Genomic DNA, 18,260 nt, shown 5'->3' with positions numbered 1-18,260 from the left:
CTTCAGACCGGCATCAGACTGTCTTCAAGCGGGACGCGGTTCACCCACAGTGTCCTTGCCATCCGTCATCTCGCGCCGCGCTGCCATGCGCGGCGCTTCAGAACGCTCGCCGACCGAGGGCTCCAGCCCCAGGCGACGCAACACACGGTGACCATCTTCGGTCACAGTCACTTTGGTTTGTCCCTGATCGACGGCAACGTGGACGAGGCGCGCTTGCTCCAGCGCGGCGAGTTCGGGCGGTTCGAGCGCATCGGCGTCGATAGGTCCCAGGGATGCGGCCGCCAAGATCAACGTGGCGATTTCATGCGGGCTCAGCATGGTCGTACTCCTTGAGGCGATTTTTCACGTCAGCGTACGGGGCAGATGTAAGCCCACGGCTACGTCATGGTTACTACGTGTTACGACGTTACGACTCGCCTCAACTTAGGATGAACAGACCCTAGCCTCCCCAGGCGGTCATGCGACTGTCCTGTGACTCTGCTGCCTGATACTCAATCAAGTTCAATCAATAGGCATCGATAAGCGATGCCTACCCCCTGATGCCTGTGGTCTCGTGCCGGATGTTGCGCAACATTGCCACGGTGCTAAGACCGCCATGCCGCAACGCCCACACATTGAGATGTCGGATCGCAAAGCGTCCGGCGAGTTCGTGCGTTCGGGTTTCCCCTAGTATGCCCGCTTTTTGCGTAGCTTGACGAGCTTCCCCCTTGTTTTGACAGGGTTTGCGGGCCATCGACCTCAATTTCACGAGCGACACCACCCCATTTGAGTAATTTTTTTTCTTTTGACGGGGGCGTGATGAAAATATACTTTCCTCCACTTCGTGGATGAGGTCCGCCGTCAACGTATGGTCACCGGTAAGACCGGTGTCTGAATCGATTCGTTGCACGTGATGTGACTCGCTTAACTTTCACGTGCTTTTTGTTACATCGCTTACATCGATTTCTCGGATTCACCACTGCTTGTCATGATCGACGCCGATTCGTTGCCTGCCGATTTGCCGCTCACCGAGCGCATCGTGCGCGCCATGCCTGAACTCACGCCTGCGCAACAGCGCATGGCGGCGTTCGTGCTGGACAACACGTTCCGAGCGGCGACCATGCGCATCGACGAATTCGCCGACGCCGTCGGCGTGTCGCTCGCCACCGTGAACCGGTTTGCCCGCGCGCTGGGCTTCGACGGTTACCCGCAATGCCGTGCGGCGATGGTGCGCGGCTTCGAGGCAACGTTGGCACCGATCGAAAGCCTGCGCACGAGCAAAGCGCAAATGAGCGCCAGCGCCGATGTGATGGCCGCCTCGCTCGCGCAAGCCATGGAGAACCTTGACTGGACCCGCCGCACGCTCGACGCAAGCACCTGCGAGCGCGCCGTCGAGACGATCTTGCAGGCGCGCCGCATCCACGTGCTGGGGTTGGGCGCCAGCGGTTATCTGGCCGGTCTGCTGCACCACGGTCTCGACCCGTACTGCGAGAACGTGCAGGCCGTGGTCGGTGTCGGCGGTTCCACCCACGCCGCGCGCCAACTCTTCAAGCTGCGCGAAGGCGACCTGGTCATCGCGCTTGGTTTCCCTCGTTACGTGACCGACACGATCACGCTGTGCCGCCGTTTGCGCGGGCGCGGTGTGCCGATCCTCGTGCTGACCGACAGCCCGACTTCGCCGCTCGCGCCGCTGGGCGACATCGTGATCTTCGTACGCAGCAAACCGCGCCTGTCGAGCAACTCCGAAGCGAGTGTGCTCGCCATGATCGACGCCCTGTGCGATGCGGTCGCGCAGCGTGCGAAACATGCCGTCGACCGCGCGACGGAACTGACCGATTTCCTCTTGCCGTGGCTCGACTCTGCCTCCGTGGCATCGGCTGCGGCGTCGGCCAATGCCCCGGCGAACGCCCCCGCCAACGCGCCGCTGGTGGGCCGCGTCGTGACGACACAAGGCAAGACGCAGGCGGCGAATGCGGCAAATCCGTCGACAAATCCCGCGACGACGCAAGCGACGATCCCCGCGACTACCGCAGCGGCATCGCCGCTGACGAGCGCCGCAACGTCTGCTGCGCTCACTCATTCGACGCCATCGACGACGCCATCGTCGGCGCAGGCCAAGCAGGCCAAGACCTCGCCGAGCGCCCAGGACAGAAAGGACAAAGCCTTATGAACACCCCGCAACGCGCCGTCATCGCCATTCATGGCGGGGCAGGCACCATCAGCCGCGACACGTCGCCCGAAGAACTCAAGGCCTATCACGAGGCGCTGGCCGACGTGCTTCGCGCCGGACAGGCGGTACTCGCCGCGGGTGGCTCGGCGCTCGACGCCGTGACCGAAGCGGTGCGAAAACTGGAAGATTGCCCGCGCTTTAACGCTGGGCGTGGCGCAGTGTTCACGCACGAAGGCACGCACGAACTCGATGCCGCGATCATGGACGGCACGACGCTCGACGCCGGTGCCATCGCCTGCGTGCACCGCGTGCGCAACCCGATTCTCGCGGCGCGCTCGGTGCTGGAACACAGCCCGCACGTGCTGCTGGTCGGCGAGGGCGCTGAAGCGTTTGTCGCTGCCCATGGCGCAGCGCTGGTCGACCCCGCGTACTTCCATACCGACGCGCGTTACGCCCAATGGCAACGTGCACTGGCGGATGCCGCCGTCGCGCTCGATCACGACATGCCGCTCAAGCGCAACGATGCTTCGGGCGGTTCAAATGAACCCATCGATCCCGACACGAAGTTCGGCACGGTGGGCGCTGTCGCCTGCGACATGCACGGCCACGTCGCCGCGGCAACGTCGACGGGCGGCATGACGAACAAGGCCGTGGGCCGTGTCGGCGACTCGCCGCTCATCGGCGCGGGCTGCTACGCCAACGATGCGACGGCTGCCGTGTCGGCGACCGGCACGGGCGAGGCATTCATCCGCGCCGTGGCTTGTTACGAAGTGGGCGCGTTGATGGCGTATGCCGGGCTGTCGCTTGCCGACGCCGCCGAGCGCGTCATTCACGAGCGTCTGCCGCGCGTGCAAGGCCGAGGCGGTTTGATCGCCGTCGACGCGCAAGGAAACGTCGCGCTGCCGTTCAACACCGAAGGCATGTATCGCGGCGTGGCTCGCGTGGGCGAGACGCCCGTGACGGCGATCCACGAGTAATCCCCGATTCACTAACGATTCACCATCAGTACCGTATCAGCAAGCGTAGATTAGCGAGGACAGGCGTGGCAGAGCGTAAGACAACCCCTACGATTTCGTTGCCCGACGAGCGCGTGCTCGCCGTGGACAACCTCACCGTGCAGTTCGCCACGTCAGAGCGTGTGGTGACGGCGGTGCGCGACCTGTCCTTCCATGTCGATCGCGGCGAAACCCTTGCCATCGTCGGCGAGTCCGGGTCAGGTAAGTCCGTGACCTCGCTCGCGGCCATGCGCTTGGTGGAAAACGGCGGCGGCAAGATTACCCAAGGCTCGATGATCATGCGTCGCCGCAACGGCAAGCTGGTCGATCTGACCAAAGCCAGCGGCCACACCATGCGCACCATTCGCGGTGCCGACATGGCGATGATCTTCCAAGAGCCGATGACCTCGCTCAACCCGGTGTTTCCGGTGGGCGAGCAAATCGCCGAGTCGATTCGTCTGCACCAGCGCAAAGACCACGCCGCTGCGCGTGCCGAAGCGCTGCGCATGCTCGAACTCGTGCGTATTCCCGAAGCCCGCCGCGTGCTGGCGCGCTTCCCGCACCAACTCTCGGGCGGCATGCGTCAGCGCGTGATGATCGCCATGGCGTTGTCGTGCAAGCCGGGCATTCTGATTGCCGACGAGCCGACCACTGCCCTCGACGTGACGATTCAGGCGCAGATTCTGCAACTGATTCGCGCATTGCAAGACGAGATGCATATGGGCGTGGTGTTCATCACGCACGACATGGGTGTGGTGGCCGAAGTGGCCGACCGTGTGCTCGTGATGCATCGTGGCGACAAGGTGGAAGCGGGTCCGTCGCAGGAAATCTTTACCGCGCCGCGCGAGCGCTACACGCAAGCGTTGCTCTCGGCCGTGCCGCGTCTGGGCTCGATGCAGGGCACCGATCTGCCCGCGCGCTTCCCGCTGTTGCGTTACGACGCGCCTGCCGGAGCCAAACCCGCTGCCGAAACGCCGCAACCGACTGTCAAGACCGAAGACGGCCCGATTCTGCGCGTGAAAGATCTGGTCGCGCGCTTCGACGTGCCGTCGGGCTTCTTCGGCCGTGTGAAACAGCGTGTGCATGCCGTTGAGCGCGTGAGCTTCGATCTGTATCCCGGCGAAACGCTGGGTCTGGTGGGCGAGTCCGGCTGCGGCAAGTCGACGACGGGCCGTGCGTTGCTGCGTCTGGTGGCGAGCCAGGGCGGTTCCATCGAATTCGGCGGCAAGCCGATTCAAGACCTCGCCGGGCGCGCCTTGCAGACGCTGCGCCGCGACATCCAGTTCATTTTCCAAGACCCGTTCGCCTCCCTCGACCCGCGCTTGACCGTCGGTTTCTCGATCATGGAACCGCTGCTCGTGCACGGTGTGGCTAGCGGTGCCGAAGCCGAAAAGCGCGTGGCCGAGTTGCTCGAGCGCGTGGGCCTGCCTGCCGATTACGCGCAGCGTTATCCGCACGAGTTCTCGGGTGGTCAGCGTCAGCGTATCGCCATCGCCCGTGCGCTCGCACTCAAGCCGAAGGTCGTGATCGCCGACGAATCCGTCTCGGCGCTCGACGTCTCTGTGCAGGCGCAAATCATCAACTTGATGCTCGACTTGCAGAAGGAGTTCGGCATCGCATTCCTGTTCATCTCGCACGATATGGCCGTGGTCGAGCGCATCAGCCACCGGGTGGCGGTGATGTTCCTCGGACAAATCGTGGAGATCGGCCCGCGCCGGGCGATCTTCGAGAATCCGCAACACCCGTACACGAAGAAGCTCATGTCGGCGGTGCCGATTGCCGATCCGGCGCGGCGTCACGCCAAGCGCGAATTGCTCACGGAAGAAATTCCGAGCCCGATTCGTGCGGTGGGCGATGAGCCGCAGGTACAGCCGCTCGTGGAAGTGGGCGCAGGGCATTACGTGGCGCGTCATCGCGTCGCGGGGGCGTATTAATTAACCAGAAGGAGAAAGCCAGATGTCGAAAACCGCTTTGCTGGGCGCTCGTTGGAAAACCGCGCTCGCGTCCGTCGCCGTGGCGTCCGCCGTGCTCGGCGCAGCTCCGGCGTTTGCCGCCAAGGATGTCGTGATGGCCGTGCAATCGACCTTCACGACGATGGATCCTTACGACGCCAACGACACGCTGTCGCAGGCCGTCGCCAAGTCGTTCTACGAAGGCATGTTCGGCTTCGATAAGGACATGAAGCTCATCAACGTGCTGGCCGATAGCTACACGGTCTCGCCTGATGGCCTCGTCTACACGATCAAGCTCAAGTCGGGCGTGAAGTTCCAGGACGGCACGACCTTCGACGCCGCCGCTGTGAAGGCGAACTTCGACCGTGTGACGAACCCGGACAACAAGCTCAAGCGCTACAACCTGTACAAGGAAATCGCCAAGACGGAAGCGGTCGATGCGCACACGGTGAAGTTCACGCTCAAAGAGCCGTTCTCGCCGTTCATCAACACGCTGGCTCACCCGTCGGCCGTGATCATCTCGCCTGAAGCCCTGAAGAAGTACGGCAAGGACATTGCCTCGCACCCGGTCGGCACGGGCCCGTTCGAGTTCGTCGAATGGAACCGCACCGATTACGTGAAGGTGAAGAAGTTCGACGGCTACTGGAAGAAGGGCTATCCGAAGGTCGACACGATCACCTTCAAGCCGGTGGTCGACAACAACACGCGCGCTGCCGTGATGCAGACCGGCGAAGCCGGCTTTGCCTTCCCTGTGCCGTACGAACAGGCTGACGGTCTGAAGGCGAGCGGCAAGGTCGACGTGATCGCCGGCCCGTCGATCATTCAGCGCTACGTGAGCTTCAACACGAAGCAAAAGCCGTTCGACGACGTGCGTGTGCGTCAGGCCATCAACTACGCCATCAACAAGGAAGCGCTGGTGAAGGTGGCCTTCTCGGGCTACGCCACGCCGGCTGAAGGGGTGGTGCCGCAAGGCGTGGACTACGCGACGAAGACCGGCCCGTGGCCGTACAACCCGGCCAAGGCGAAGGAACTGCTCAAGGAAGCCGGTTACCCGAACGGTTTCGAGACCACCCTGTGGTCGGCGTACACGTTCACCACCGCGCAGAAGGTGATCCAGTTCGTGCAGCAGCAATTGGCGCAGGTCGGCATCAAGGCGCAAGTGCGCGCGCTCGAAGCCGGTCAGCGTGTCGAGCTGGTCGAGTCGGCCCCGGATCCCGACAAGGCCCCGGTGCGCATGTACTACGTGGGCTGGTCGTCGTCGACGGGTGAAGCCGACTGGGCGCTGCGTCCGCTGCTGTCCTCGGAATCGTTCCCGCCGAAGCTGTTCAACACGGCGTACTACAAGAACGATGCGGTGGATGCCGACTTCAACAAGGCGCTGCTCACGACCGACCGCGCCGAGAAGGCCAAGCTGTACACCGATGCGCAACAGAAGATCTGGAACGATGCGCCGTGGGCGTTCCTCGTGACGGAAAAGCTGCTGTACGCACGTAACAAGAACCTGAGCGGCGTGTACACCATGCCCGACGGCTCGTTCAACTTCACCGATATTTCGATGAAGTAAGCCGTACAGCAGGACGGAAGTACCCGCGCCGCCGCTCGCTGAGTGGCGGCGCGGTCTAACCGGCGAATCGGCGGGCCATGTGCCACCGGGCGCCGCGAGACAGACATGGTTTGGTAAGACGTTCGGCAAGACTGCGATGCTCAATTACTTTTTCAAACGCCTGCTCGGCCTGATCCCCACGCTACTGATCGTGGCGGTGCTGGTGTTCGGCTTCGTGCATATGTTGCCGGGCGATCCGGCGCGTCTGGCGGCCGGCCCGCAGGCAGACGAGGCGACCGTGGCGCTGGTGCGTCAGGATCTCGGCCTCGACAAGCCGCTGCTGTATCAATTCACCCACTTCATTACGCACGCGGTGCGCGGCGACTTTGGCCTGTCGATGCGCAGCAAGCAACCGGTGTCGGAAGAGATCGGTAGTCGCTTCTTGCCCACGCTGTGGCTCACGCTCATCAGCATGGTCTGGTCGGTGGTGATCGGCATGGGTATCGGCGTGGCATCGGCCGTGTGGCGTAATCGCTGGCCCGACCGGTTGGGTATGACGCTCGCCGTCTCGGGCATCTCGTTCCCCGCGTTCGCCATGGGCATGCTGCTCATGCAAGTGTTCTCGGTGCAACTTGGCTGGCTGCCCACCATGGGCGCCGATTCGTGGAAGAGCTACATCCTGCCCTCGATCACGCTGGGCGCGGCCGTGGCCGCCGTGATGGCTCGCTTTACCCGTTCGGCCTTCGTCGAAGTGCTGCATGAAGACTTCGTGCGTACGGCGCGCGCGAAGGGCCTGAACGAGATGCGCGTGGTGTTCAAGCACGCGCTGCGCAACGCCATGATTCCCGTCGTCACGATGATGGGGTTGCAATTCGGTTTTCTGCTCGGCGGCTCGATCGTCGTCGAGGTGGTGTTCAACTGGCCGGGCCTCGGGCGCCTGCTGGTCGATTCGGTCGAGATGCGCGACTACCCCGTGATTCAGGCGCTGGTGCTGTTGTTCTCGCTCGAGTTCATTCTGATCAACCTCGTGGTCGACGTGCTGTACGCCGTCATCAACCCGACCATTCGCTACAAGTGAGGCACGCAAAATGAACGCGGGTCAACCTACGACTGCAACCCCGGCCGCTACGGCCAACGCCAATCGCGTGCGCACCCCGTGGCGCGAGTTCTGGCGCAAGTTCAGGAAGCAGCACATCGCGCTCGTCGCCGGTGGTTTCGTGCTGCTGCTCGTCATCATCGCGATTCTCGCGCCGCATCTGGTGCCGTTCGATCCGGAGAACTTCTTCGATTACGACGCACTGAATGCCGGTCCGTCGTCGAAACACTGGTTCGGCGTCGATTCGCTCGGGCGCGATATCTTTAGCCGCGTGCTGGTCGGTACGCGCATCTCGTTGGCGGCGGGCTTCGGCTCGGTGGCCATCGGCGCAATCATCGGCACGGTGCTCGGTTTGCTGGCTGGGTATTACGAAGGCTGGTGGGATCGCATCGTGATGCGTATCTCCGACGTGCTGTTTGCATTTCCGGGCATCTTGCTGGCCATCGGCGTGGTGGCGGTGCTGGGTAACGGCATGGTCAACGTGATTGTCGCCGTGGCGATTTTCTCGATCCCGGCGTTCGCGCGGCTGGTGCGCGGCAACACGCTCGTGCTCAAGCACATGACCTACATCGAAGCCGCGCGCTCGATCGGCGCGTCGGACTGGACGATCATCATGCGGCACATCCTGCCGGGCACGGTGTCGTCGATTGTGGTGTACTTCTCGATGCGTATCGGCACGTCGATCATCACCGCCGCGAGTCTGTCGTTCCTCGGTCTGGGCGCGCAACCGCCTACGCCGGAGTGGGGCGCCATGCTCAACGAGGCGCGTGCCGATATGGTCAACGCACCGCACATCGCAATCTTCCCGAGCCTGGCCATCTTCCTGACCGTGCTCGCGTTCAACCTGCTCGGCGACGGCCTGCGCGACGCGCTCGACCCGAAACTCGACCGACACTGAGCATTCGACAGGGCTTGTCATGACGCAGATGCCAGACTCGCGCGAAACTTCGTTCGGCGCGCCGCACGTCGGGCTTCTGCCGGCTGGCCCGCGCGATGCCATTACCGATGTGCCCGGCGTGTTCGTCGGGCATGTCACGCTCGCCGAGGCGTCGATTCAGACCGGGGTGACGGTGGTTTGCCCGACACCCGCGCAGGGCATCGCAGGCGTGGCGCCTGGCCCGGTCCCCGACATTGCATGGGACCCCTTCCACGCCAAGATTCCGGCGGCGGCTGCCGTCATCAACGGCTTCGGCAAGAGCGTCGGTCTGATGCAGATCGACGAGCTGGGCGTGATCGAAGCGCCCATCGCCCTGACCAATACGTTCTCCGTGAGCCATGTCGTCCTCGGGCAGTTGCGTGCTGCCATCGAGGCGAACCCGACGATCGGGCGCGGCGCGCCGTCACTCAACCCGGCGGTGTTTGAATGCAACGACGGCTATCTGAACGATATGCAGGCGTTCGCAGTGACCGAAGACCACTATGCGCAAGCGCTGGCCAATGCCTCAACCGAGTTCGCGCAAGGGGCCGTCGGTGCCGGGCGCGGCATGTCGAGCTTCGGTCTGAAGGGCGGTATCGGCTCGGCGTCGCGCGTGATCGAGACGGCGGGTGCCACCTTTACCGTCGGCGTGCTGGTGCTGTCCAACTTCGGCCGCCCATCGCAACTGACGATTGCCGGTCACCACGTTGGCGCGGTGCTCGACGAACGTCTGGCGCAGCCTGAGCAGAGCGTGGCCCCCGAGCGTGGCTCGATCATCATGCTGGTCGCCACCGACGCACCGCTCGACGCGCGCCAATTGCGCCGCGTCGCCACGCGCACGGGCGCCGGACTGGCCCGAACGGGGTCCGTTTATGGGCACGGCAGCGGCGACGTCGCGCTGGCCTTTACCACCGGCTACACCGTGGCGCATGACGCCCTTGGTCGCGTCGCACCCGCCGCACTGGTGCCCGATCACTTGCTCGATCCCATTTTTCAGGCAACCGCCGACGCCACCGAGCAGGCCATCCTGCACGCGCTCTTTGCCGCCGAATCGGTGCTTGGGCGCAACGGACACGTGCGCCGCGCGCTTGCCGACGTGCTGCCCGACTGGGCGGCATTCTGAGGTGCGACGGCCTCGTATTGCCCGAATGAGCCGCGGCTCTCGAAATTCACCTTTCTGACATCATGCGAATCCTCATCTCCACCGATATCGAGGGCGTCGCCGGCGTCTTCCATCCCGAACAAACCCGCGCTGGGAACGGCGAATACGAGCGTGCGCGCCGTTGGATGACGCAAGAGGCGAATGCCGCCGTCATCGGCGCGTTCGAAGGCGGTGCGACCGAAGTGATGGTCAACGACTCGCATGGCGGCTTTCGGAATCTGCTGCCCGACGAACTCGATCCGCGCGCCCGTCTGGTGCTGGGCAAGCCGCGTTATTTGGGCATGGTGGCGGGCGTGGAAGCGGGCTGCGACGCCATTTTCATGGTCGGTTACCACGGCAAAGCCCAGAGCGCGGGCATTCTTGCCCACACCATCAACAGCTTTGCGTTCGCGCGCGTCTGGCTGGCGGGTGAGGAAGCCAGCGAGGCCCGGTTGTACGGGGCACTGGCGGGCGAGCGCGGTGTGCCGGTAGTGATGGCCAGCGGCGACGACGTGTTCTGCGACGAGACGCAACTGATCTTCCCCCACGTGCGTTTCGTGCAGACGAAGGCGGCCTGGGGGCAGGGCAGCGGCATGACACTCAACCCACATGAGTCGTGCGAGCTGATTCGTCAGGCGGCCAAAGAGGCGTTGGCCGATCCGCGCAAATGGCATCCTTATCAGGTCGAAGCGCCGGTGGAGGTGCGTGTCCAAGCCCAGACCACGGCGCTGGCCGATCTGTTCTGCCAATGGCCCACGCTGGAGCGTGTCGACGGCGTGACACTGCAATTCACGGCCCCCACGGTGGAAGCTGCCGTGCGCATGCTCAACTGCCTCTCCGCGATGTCGTCGATGCTGCGCTAAGGGGTGTTGTTGCCATGCCACTGGGTTAGGGTTTGGGACAGCCGACGCCCGATGGGTGACGTGCGATAATCCGTAATATTTTGTAACAGGTGAACCCGCCGCGTTACACCTGTGGATTGTTGAGCGTCGGCCATGACCGACGGGGAATCATGGATATCAGAAACGCCCGACGTTGGGCGGAGCCCGGCGCCAAGCGCTATGTCGGGGCATTGATGGTGGTATTTGCTGCGTTTCTCTTTCGCAGCCTGTTGCATCCGGTGCTCGATCACTCGATGCCGGGTATCTTCTTCGCTTGCGCTGTCATCATCGTCGAATTCGTGTGGGGGCTCGGTCCGGCGCTCATGGCGATGGTCATCAGCATCCCCATCTTCGATTTCTTCTTCGTGCCGCCGTTTCGCGATATCGCGATGCTCGACCGTCGCGACGTGATGATCGTCACCGGCTTCCTCACGGTCACGCCGCTGGCGGTGGTGCTCATCGAACGCCTGCGCCGCGCCCAGTACCGGGCGGAACTGATCGCCGAAGTCGCCCAAACGCGCTACGAGATGCTGTTGCGTGCCGAGAACGAGCGCATGGTGCTGTCAGACTCGGTGCAGTTGGGCAACGCGCTGATGACGTATCTGACGAAGCATCTCGATACGATTTTTTATCTGGCGAACCCGACCACGCATTACGAATTCATCGACGAGCATTTCCGCAAGGCGACCGGTGTCACGCCCGAGATTGTGAAGCGCGACGGTCTGCGGGCATTGCTGCATCCCGAAGATGCGCAGCGTCTGGCGGGGTTGTTCAATCCCGACGCGCCGCGCCCGCAACACGGCGCACACAATCTGCGCATGCTGAGCCGCGATGGCGGCTACGAGATGTTTGCTTGCGAGTTGCAATACTTCCAGGCGCACCTCGGCACCTACGTCATCCTGCGTCTGCATTCGGGGCCGGCCGTGCGTTCGGTCACTCCGTTGCATACGTTCACGCCTGCCGCCAACGCACGCGAAGTCATCGAGACGCCGGTCGTCTCGGGCGGAACCTGATCATGTTTCAAGAAAATATTTTTTACAAAGGCGGCGAACACGCGGTGCTTCTGCTGCCGGGGCTGTCGAGCACGCCGCTGGAAATGCGTCCCGTCGCACGGGCTTTGCATCGCGAGGGCTATACGGTCTCGGTGCCGCACATCGAAGGCTACGGACTCGGCGCGCCTTGCAGCGACTGGCGCTCGTGGGTAGCTGCCGCGCGGGCCAAATATCGCGAACTGCGCGAGACGCACGAAACCGTGTCGCTGTGCGGGTTGTGTATCGGTGCCACGCTGAGCCTTGCCGTGGCGCAGGAGGAGCCGGATGTCACGGCACTGTCGTTGCTTGCGGTCACGCTCGTGTACGACGGCTGGACCATCCCTTGGTACTACCCGTTGATCGATCTGGTGTTCCATACGCCGTTCCGGAACCGCTATCGCTATCACGAGAAGGCACCGTACGGGCTGAAGAACGAAGCGTTGCGCGCCCGTGTGGCCAAGTCGATGTCGCAGCACGACGCGTCGGAAATTGGTTCCGCCTCGCTGCCGCTCGCACACCTGTACCACGCGCGCCGTCTCGCGGCCCATGTGCGTGAACGGCTTGATCGTGTGACGGCGGATTGCCTGATCATTCACGCAGTCGACGACGATACGTCGAGCCCGCACAACGCACGCATCGTCTACAACGGCGTGTCGTCGGAAGTGAAGCAGAAGTGTCTGCTCGGCGAGAGCTATCACATCCTCACGATGGACAACGAGCGCGAGACCGTCGCCGACGAGACGCGCCGTTTCTTCCGCGAAGCCGTCGCACGCCGCACCGGTGCCGCCTCGTCCGAGACGCGCATCATCTCCAAGGCGCTGCTGCGCGCCAAGCGCCGTCAAGCTGCGGCTTAAATCGCCACTTTTCTCCCATTGTTTATGACAGGGTATCCGGTCACCTGACCGGTTCCCTGATATCTCGGCACGTCTAATCCTTGGCAATACTAGGGTTATGACATGTCATCAAACTGCCATCGATGGCCGGTTATGGTCGGGGTTTTACGATTCCCCGGCGCCCGTTAGGGCTGCGGCATATCTGGCCATGTCTTCGCTCGTCATCGAATCCGTGAGTAAGCAGTGGGGCGATGCACATGCCCTGCGCGATGTGAGTTTTTCGGCCGAGGCCGGTTCGCTGGTGGTGCTGCTCGGCCCGTCGGGTTGCGGTAAATCGACGCTGCTGCGCATGATCGCCGGGCTTGAGACGCCGAGCACGGGGCGCATTCTGCTCGGCGGCACTGATGTCACCGGCTTGCCGCCCGCACGCCGCAAGCTCTCGATGGTGTTCCAGTCGTACGCGCTGTTCCCGCATCTTTCTGTGCGCGAGAACTTGCTCTTCGGCCTGCGCGTACGTGGCGAGCCTGCACGCGACTATCCGCAACGCCTCGCGCGTGTGGCCGACCTGCTCGGCCTCGCGCCTTATCTCGATCGCAAGCCTTCGCAACTCTCCGGTGGTCAGCAACAACGTGTGGCGCTGGGCCGCGCAGTGATTGCCGAGACGTCGGTGTGTCTGATGGACGAGCCGCTTTCGAACCTCGACGCGCAATTACGTCAAGAAATGCGCCGCGAGATTCGCGCGCTGCAACAAGAGCTCGGCATGACGCTCGTGTACGTCACGCACGATCAGACGGAAGCGATGAGCATGGCCGACCAGGTCGTGCTGCTGCGCGACGGCCGCATCGAACAGGCGGGTGCACCGCAAACCCTCTACACCGCCCCCGCTACCCGCTTTGCCGCGAGCTTCATCGGCACGCCGCCGATGCAACTGCTGCAACTGGTGCGTCATGGCGATGCGTTGGTCCCCGCAGGGCAAACCGGCCCGGCACTCGCCTCGGCGGGCACGCGCGACAGCGCACTGCTGGGCCTGCGTCCGGAACATGTTTGTGCCGTGCCGCCGACGGCAGTGGGTGCGGTGCTCGCTATGGTGAGCGCTGTCGAATATCTCGGGGCTGACACGCTGGTGGCCTGCACGTTAGGCGCGGCAGGCGAGATTGCGACCCGCGTGCCGGGGCACCGGCCATTCGCACCGGGCGATGCGATCGGCTTGCAATGGGATGCCGCCGAACAACATCTGTTCGATGCCGAGACGGGCTTGCGTGCGGAATTGCCCACGGTGACGGGGCTCCACGCCGCCGATGTGGTTCATGCAACGCTCGCTGCCACGCCGCACGACACGAACCCGACGTCACCGGTGCCGCCGATGCCGCAAGCCACCGTGACCGCCACGGCGATACAACACGCCTGACAGAGCGCACCACAAAACAACGAGTCACACCACCACGCTTTCATGGGGAACCAAGCGACATGCGACGCACGATTCTGAAAACGTTTGCGGCAGGTTGTGCCGCGCTGGCGATCGGCACGATAGGCACCATGGCCAACCCGGCCATGGCGCAACAAAAGCCGGTCGAACTGACGTTCTACTACCCGGTGGCCGTCGGCGGCCCGGTGACGAAGATCATTAACGATCTGGTCGCCGACTTCGAGAAAGATCATCCGAACATCAAGGTCAAGCCGGTCTACGCCGGGACCTATCAAGATTCCGTGGTCAAGGCGCTGACGGCTGCCAAGGCCGGTACGCCGCCGCAACTGGCCGTGCTCGCCGCCGCCGACGTCTTCACGCTCATCGACGAAGACGCTGTGGTGCCGATCGACAGCATCGCCAGCACGCCGGCCGATAAGCAGTGGCTCGACGGCTTCTACCCGGCGCTGATGATGAACTCGCGCATCAACGGCCACACGTGGGGCGTGCCGTTCCAGCGTTCGACCATCGTGATGTACTGGAACAAGGACCTGTTCCGCGAAGCCGGTCTCGATCCGGACCGCGCGCCCGCCAACTGGGAAGAACTTGCCACCTACGCGCAGAAGCTGACCAAGCGCGACGCGTCGGGCAACGTGACGCAGTGGGGGATCAAGGTGCCGTCGACAGGCTTCGGCTACTGGCTGTTCCAGGCGTTCACTACGCCGGCGGGTATCGAGCTGATGAACGCGTCGGGCAACAAGACGTTCCTGAACGCGCCGCAAGCGGTCGAATCGCTTCAGTACTGGGTCGATCTCGCCACCAAGTACAAGGCCATGCCGACCGGGTCGATCGAGTGGGGCACCACGCCGAAGGACTTCCTCGAGAAGAAGGCCGCGATCATCTACACGACCACCGGCAACCTGACCAATATCCGCACCAACGCCACGTTCCCGTTCGGCGTGGGCAAGATGCCCGCAAAGGTGCGTGGCGGCAGCCCGACCGGCGGCGGCAACTTCTACGTGTTCAAGAAGAGCACGCCGGAAGAGAAGCAGGCCGCGATGACGTTCATCAAGTGGGCCACCACGCCGGAGCGTGCGGCGCAGTTCGGTATCGACACGGGCTACGTGGCGGTGACGCCGGCCGCGTGGGAGACCCCGGCGATGAAGCAATACGTGCAGAAGGTGCCCGCCGCGGCCGTCGCGCGCGATCAGCTTGGCAGCAGCGTGGCCGAGTTCTCGACGCACGACAATCAGCGCGTGACCAAAGCCCTCAACGACGCGCTGCAAGCCGCGCTCACGGGCACGAAGACGCCGAAGCAGGCGCTTGACGATGCGCAGCGCGAGTCGGATCGCATCTTGCGTGCGTATTCGCGTTAATGCTCGCGAGTGCCCGCTAATGCATGGCTGATGCATTGAGCGTCTAGTTGTCTTGTTGAAAATGCGGGGCCGCGACACACCGGCAGCACATCGAAGTCATGGTGTGCGGGGGTGTCCGGTCCCGAGTGCCGAATCGATGGACCGTCGATGAACCGTACTTCCTCCTCGTGGGTGCCCTGGCTGCTGCTGTTACCGGCGCTGGTGCTGCTCGTCGCCTTCACGCACTACCCCGCGGTGGCCACCTTGTGGCATAGCTTTTTTTCGACCGCACGTGCAGGGGCGCCGTCGGTGTATGTGGGGGCGGAGAACTATCAACTGTTGCTCGACGACCCGGTGTTCTGGCAGGCGTTGCGCAACAACGTGCTGTTCGCGCTGGTGACCGTGCCGGTCGCGATTGCGATCTCAATTGCGATGGCGCTTTGGGTGCATCGGCAGGTGCCGGGCCGCGCGTTGTTGCGACTCGCGTACTTCACCCCGGCGATCTTGCCGATGATCGCCGTGGCGAACATCTGGCTCTTCTTCTACACGCCGCAATACGGGCTGATCGCGCAGATTTCGCAGGCGTTCGGCGGCAGCGATTACAACTGGCTCGGCCAGCCCGGCACGGCGCTCCCCGCGCTGATGATCGTGACGATCTGGAAGGAAGCTGGGTTCTTCATGATCTTTTATCTGGCGGCGCTGCAACAAATTTCGCCGACGCTGGCCGAAGCGGCGGCGCTCGAAGGGGCGTCGCGCTGGCAGTTCTTCCGTCGTGTGCAATGGCCGCTGCTCATGCCCACGACAGTGTTCGTCGTGATCAATGCGGTGATCAATGCATTCCGGCTGGTCGATCACATCGTGGTGATGACGCGCGGCGGGCCCGATAACGCGACGCAATTGCTGCTGTACTACATCTATCAAGTGGCGTTCAGCTTCTGGGACACGTCGTACGCGGCGGCGCTCACCGTGGTGTTGCTCACCCTGCTGGCCATAGTCGCCTTCGTGAAATTCCGTCTGCTCGATTCGCGCACGCACTACCAATGACGACACCTGCCCAGCCTCTGCGTCCTCTCGATTCCGCCGCCAACGGGCGACAGCCGCGTGCGGCATTGCCCGCGTTTTCGGCGACCGGCGACACGCGCTTTGTCGATATCGCCGGTGCGTGGCTGCTCGGCCTGCTCTGGTTGTTGCCGTTGCTTTATGCGCTATGGAGCGCGTTTCACCCGTCGGCCTATGCCACGCGATTCTCGCTGTCGGCACCGCTCACGCTCGATAATTTCGTGCATGCGTGGCAGGCGGCGCCGTTTGGTCGATACCTCATCAATACGTTCGTGCTGGTCACGGTGATTCTGGCGGCGCAATTGGTGCTCGCCACGCTCGCCGCCTACGCGTTCGCCCGCTTCACGTTCCGTGGCAGCGAAGTCGCTTTCATGATCGTGCTGTTGCAGTTGATGGTGATGCCCGATGTGCTGATCGTGGAGAACTACCGCACGATCGCGTGGATGGGACTGCGTGATTCGATTCTCGGCATCGCGCTGCCGTACTTCGCGTCGGCGTTCGGCATCTTCTTGCTGCGTCAGGCGTTCAAGACCGTGCCAAAAGAACTCGACGACGCGGCGCGCGTGGAAGGCGCGAACGCGTGGCAGGTGTTGTGGCGCGTGTATGTGCCGCTGGCGCGCCCGGTGTACGTGGCGTATGCGCTGGTATCGATCAGCCATCACTGGAACAATTTTCTCTGGCCGCTGATCGTGACGAACTCGGTCGAGACGCGCCCGCTCACCGTGGGCCTGCAAGTGTTCTCGTCGACCGATCAGGGCATCGACTGGTCGCTAATTACTGCGGCAACCCTGATGACCGCCGCGCCGCTGTTTATTGCCTTTCTGCTATTTCAGCGGCAGTTCGTGCAGTCGTTCATGCGCGCGGGCATTCGCTGAGCCCACAAAGCAAAACGGCACGCCGCAATGGCGTGCCGTCTCAGGCTTGCGCGTCGCTTTGCACCTACCGAATTACTTATCGGCGGCCTTGACGAGCAGCACCGGCAGGGTGGTGATGCGCAGCAGCGTTTCGGCCACGCTACCCAGCAGCAGGCGGTTGATGCCGCGGCGGCCATGGGTGCCGAGCACGATCACGTCGGCATTCCATTCTTGTGCTTCACGCAGCACGGCGTCGGCAATTTCGTCGGTGCCGGCGTCGAGCGAAATCATCTTCGTTTCGACATCCACACCGCGCTTCTTCAGATCGGCTTGTGCAGTGGCGAGAATTTCGCTCGTTTCCTTTTCGAACGATTCCTGGCTCTCGAGCGGCACGAAACCGCTGTAAGCACCGGCGGCGTAAGCGTTGGCGAGGGAGGGAACTACAGATATCAGACGAATCTTGCCTTGGCTCAGGGCGACGAGTTTGACGGCTTCGTCGATAGCGCGATTGGAGGGAGTACTACCGTCGATCGATACCAGAATACGGTCATACATGATGGCGTCCTCTTAAGGGCTGGTGATTCGGATGGCTTTATTCTCGCATCGCGTGCACGGAAAGTCATCCAACCGGATGCGGGGGAATTGACCGCACGCAATAACGCATCGTAATGCCAACGGCCGGCGCGCGCACAGCTAGGTGCGAGGCCGGCAGGGGGATGAATGCGGGATCGGGCGTTAGGCGCTGCGTCGAGCGGCGACTCAGTTGGCCCGGCAGGCGATCACGAGATTGGCGACGCCGCCGTTCGTGTCGCGTGTGAGCACGTCGTACGGCTTGCCCGCGCATTGGGTGAGGGCGCGCTGTTCGCAGTCGCCGCTCGAGGTGGCGGAGCACTGAATCTGCTGGGTCGGACGTCCGTCCGGGGTGAACAGCGGTGCGGAAGATCCGCAGGCGGAGAGCGTGAGTGTGAGCATCCCCGAGGACAACAGCATGGCGATCTTGGCGAGATTTTTCATCGTGTTTGTCTGACCTGACTGGCTCTCGCGAGTATA

The 18,260-nt window shown here is 63.2% G+C and carries 17 protein-coding genes; 14 read left to right on the top strand and 3 right to left on the bottom strand.

Translation table 11 applies throughout. The annotated features are described in order from the left end of the window. Nucleotides 1–24 precede the first annotated feature (24 nt). Nucleotides 25–318 carry a hypothetical protein gene (locus tag ACPWR9_RS16490; protein ID WP_426299306.1) on the bottom strand — a complete coding sequence of 98 codons (294 nt, stop codon included), beginning with the start codon at nt 316–318 and terminating at the stop codon, nt 25–27. Between the two features lie 649 nt (nt 319–967). Here ACPWR9_RS16490 and ACPWR9_RS16485 point away from each other — a divergent pair. The 14 genes from ACPWR9_RS16485 to ACPWR9_RS16420 all read left to right on the top strand — a co-directional run bounded on the left by ACPWR9_RS16485 (nt 968) and on the right by ACPWR9_RS16420 (nt 17,231). Then, nucleotides 968–2,149: a MurR/RpiR family transcriptional regulator gene (locus ACPWR9_RS16485; protein WP_426299304.1), complete on the top strand. Its 1,182-nt coding sequence runs from the start codon at nt 968–970 to the stop codon at nt 2,147–2,149. After that, a complete protein-coding gene (locus ACPWR9_RS16480; protein WP_426299302.1) occupies nt 2,146–3,126 on the top strand; it encodes an isoaspartyl peptidase/L-asparaginase family protein in 981 nt (326 codons plus the stop codon). The genes ACPWR9_RS16485 and ACPWR9_RS16480 overlap by 4 nt, the downstream gene beginning before the upstream one ends. Nucleotides 3,127–3,191: 65 nt before the next feature. Beyond that, the gene (locus ACPWR9_RS16475; RefSeq protein WP_426299300.1) at nt 3,192–5,078 is read left to right on the top strand and encodes a dipeptide ABC transporter ATP-binding protein; all 1,887 of its coding nucleotides are present in this window, start codon (nt 3,192–3,194) and stop codon (nt 5,076–5,078) included. A gap of 22 nt (nt 5,079–5,100) precedes the next feature. Further along, nucleotides 5,101–6,660 carry a glutathione ABC transporter substrate-binding protein GsiB gene (gene gsiB, locus ACPWR9_RS16470; protein WP_426299298.1) on the top strand — a complete coding sequence of 520 codons (1,560 nt, stop codon included), beginning with the start codon at nt 5,101–5,103 and terminating at the stop codon, nt 6,658–6,660. A 136-nt stretch (nt 6,661–6,796) separates the two neighbouring features. After that, nucleotides 6,797–7,717, top strand: a complete 921-nt coding sequence (gene gsiC / locus ACPWR9_RS16465) for a glutathione ABC transporter permease GsiC (protein WP_426299296.1) — start codon at nt 6,797–6,799, stop codon at nt 7,715–7,717. A gap of 10 nt (nt 7,718–7,727) precedes the next feature. After that, nucleotides 7,728–8,633: a glutathione ABC transporter permease GsiD gene (gene gsiD, locus ACPWR9_RS16460; protein ID WP_426299294.1), complete on the top strand. Its 906-nt coding sequence runs from the start codon at nt 7,728–7,730 to the stop codon at nt 8,631–8,633. 19 nt (nt 8,634–8,652) lie between these two features. Beyond that, complete coding sequence (locus ACPWR9_RS16455; protein WP_426299292.1) at nt 8,653–9,774, top strand: P1 family peptidase; 1,122 nt, start codon at nt 8,653–8,655, stop codon at nt 9,772–9,774. A gap of 62 nt (nt 9,775–9,836) precedes the next feature. Continuing rightward, entirely contained in the window at nt 9,837–10,655 is an 819-nt protein-coding gene (locus ACPWR9_RS16450; protein ID WP_426299291.1) for a M55 family metallopeptidase, read from the top strand. Between the two features lie 149 nt (nt 10,656–10,804). Continuing rightward, on the top strand, nt 10,805–11,686 hold the full coding sequence (locus tag ACPWR9_RS16445) for a DUF4118 domain-containing protein (protein WP_426299289.1): 882 nt from the start codon (nt 10,805–10,807) through the stop codon (nt 11,684–11,686). A gap of 2 nt (nt 11,687–11,688) precedes the next feature. Then, on the top strand, nt 11,689–12,558 hold the full coding sequence (locus ACPWR9_RS16440) for an alpha/beta hydrolase (RefSeq protein WP_426299287.1): 870 nt from the start codon (nt 11,689–11,691) through the stop codon (nt 12,556–12,558). A 187-nt stretch (nt 12,559–12,745) separates the two neighbouring features. Continuing rightward, on the top strand, nt 12,746–13,945 hold the full coding sequence (locus ACPWR9_RS16435) for an ABC transporter ATP-binding protein (RefSeq protein WP_426299285.1): 1,200 nt from the start codon (nt 12,746–12,748) through the stop codon (nt 13,943–13,945). Nucleotides 13,946–14,004: 59 nt separating this feature from the next. Further along, complete coding sequence (locus tag ACPWR9_RS16430) at nt 14,005–15,318, top strand: ABC transporter substrate-binding protein (RefSeq protein WP_426299283.1); 1,314 nt, start codon at nt 14,005–14,007, stop codon at nt 15,316–15,318. A 147-nt stretch (nt 15,319–15,465) separates the two neighbouring features. After that, entirely contained in the window at nt 15,466–16,341 is an 876-nt protein-coding gene (locus ACPWR9_RS16425; protein WP_150679041.1) for a carbohydrate ABC transporter permease, read from the top strand. Next, nucleotides 16,338–17,231: a carbohydrate ABC transporter permease gene (locus ACPWR9_RS16420; RefSeq protein ID WP_426299281.1), complete on the top strand. Its 894-nt coding sequence runs from the start codon at nt 16,338–16,340 to the stop codon at nt 17,229–17,231. The genes ACPWR9_RS16425 and ACPWR9_RS16420 overlap by 4 nt, the downstream gene beginning before the upstream one ends. A gap of 72 nt (nt 17,232–17,303) precedes the next feature. On the opposite strand, the gene ACPWR9_RS16415 is transcribed toward ACPWR9_RS16420, so the two are convergent. Both ACPWR9_RS16415 and ACPWR9_RS16410 read right to left on the bottom strand, forming a co-directional pair. Beyond that, nucleotides 17,304–17,765 carry a universal stress protein gene (locus ACPWR9_RS16415; RefSeq protein WP_150679040.1) on the bottom strand — a complete coding sequence of 154 codons (462 nt, stop codon included), beginning with the start codon at nt 17,763–17,765 and terminating at the stop codon, nt 17,304–17,306. A 204-nt stretch (nt 17,766–17,969) separates the two neighbouring features. Beyond that, nucleotides 17,970–18,224 carry a hypothetical protein gene (locus ACPWR9_RS16410; RefSeq protein ID WP_426299279.1) on the bottom strand — a complete coding sequence of 85 codons (255 nt, stop codon included), beginning with the start codon at nt 18,222–18,224 and terminating at the stop codon, nt 17,970–17,972. Nucleotides 18,225–18,260: the final 36 nt, after the last annotated feature.

Origin of the sequence: Pandoraea pneumonica (assembly GCF_049918595.1) — a bacterium.
Taxonomy (GTDB): Bacteria; Pseudomonadota; Gammaproteobacteria; order Burkholderiales; family Burkholderiaceae; genus Pandoraea; species Pandoraea pneumonica_A.
Note: the sequence above shows the minus strand (reverse complement) of the source record. Positions and strands in the feature narration are given on the sequence as shown.

What these genes read in the sequence shown, in the direction of transcription:
- ACPWR9_RS16455 (WP_426299292.1), top strand. Translation starts at nt 8,653, where the DNA reads ATGACGCAGATGCCAGACTCGCGCGAAACTTCGTTCGGCGCGCCGCAC.
- ACPWR9_RS16415 (WP_150679040.1), bottom strand. Translation starts at nt 17,765, where the DNA reads ATGTATGACCGTATTCTGGTATCGATCGACGGTAGTACTCCCTCCAAT.
- ACPWR9_RS16450 (WP_426299291.1), top strand. Translation starts at nt 9,837, where the DNA reads ATGCGAATCCTCATCTCCACCGATATCGAGGGCGTCGCCGGCGTCTTC.
- ACPWR9_RS16445 (WP_426299289.1), top strand. Translation starts at nt 10,805, where the DNA reads ATGGATATCAGAAACGCCCGACGTTGGGCGGAGCCCGGCGCCAAGCGC.
- ACPWR9_RS16490 (WP_426299306.1), bottom strand. Translation starts at nt 318, where the DNA reads ATGCTGAGCCCGCATGAAATCGCCACGTTGATCTTGGCGGCCGCATCC.
- ACPWR9_RS16410 (WP_426299279.1), bottom strand. Translation starts at nt 18,224, where the DNA reads ATGAAAAATCTCGCCAAGATCGCCATGCTGTTGTCCTCGGGGATGCTC.
- ACPWR9_RS16440 (WP_426299287.1), top strand. Translation starts at nt 11,689, where the DNA reads ATGTTTCAAGAAAATATTTTTTACAAAGGCGGCGAACACGCGGTGCTT.
- gsiB (WP_426299298.1), top strand. Translation starts at nt 5,101, where the DNA reads ATGTCGAAAACCGCTTTGCTGGGCGCTCGTTGGAAAACCGCGCTCGCG.
- ACPWR9_RS16480 (WP_426299302.1), top strand. Translation starts at nt 2,146, where the DNA reads ATGAACACCCCGCAACGCGCCGTCATCGCCATTCATGGCGGGGCAGGC.
- ACPWR9_RS16435 (WP_426299285.1), top strand. Translation starts at nt 12,746, where the DNA reads ATGTCTTCGCTCGTCATCGAATCCGTGAGTAAGCAGTGGGGCGATGCA.
- ACPWR9_RS16420 (WP_426299281.1), top strand. Translation starts at nt 16,338, where the DNA reads ATGACGACACCTGCCCAGCCTCTGCGTCCTCTCGATTCCGCCGCCAAC.
- gsiD (WP_426299294.1), top strand. Translation starts at nt 7,728, where the DNA reads ATGAACGCGGGTCAACCTACGACTGCAACCCCGGCCGCTACGGCCAAC.
- gsiC (WP_426299296.1), top strand. Translation starts at nt 6,797, where the DNA reads ATGCTCAATTACTTTTTCAAACGCCTGCTCGGCCTGATCCCCACGCTA.
- ACPWR9_RS16485 (WP_426299304.1), top strand. Translation starts at nt 968, where the DNA reads ATGATCGACGCCGATTCGTTGCCTGCCGATTTGCCGCTCACCGAGCGC.
- ACPWR9_RS16425 (WP_150679041.1), top strand. Translation starts at nt 15,466, where the DNA reads ATGAACCGTACTTCCTCCTCGTGGGTGCCCTGGCTGCTGCTGTTACCG.
- ACPWR9_RS16430 (WP_426299283.1), top strand. Translation starts at nt 14,005, where the DNA reads ATGCGACGCACGATTCTGAAAACGTTTGCGGCAGGTTGTGCCGCGCTG.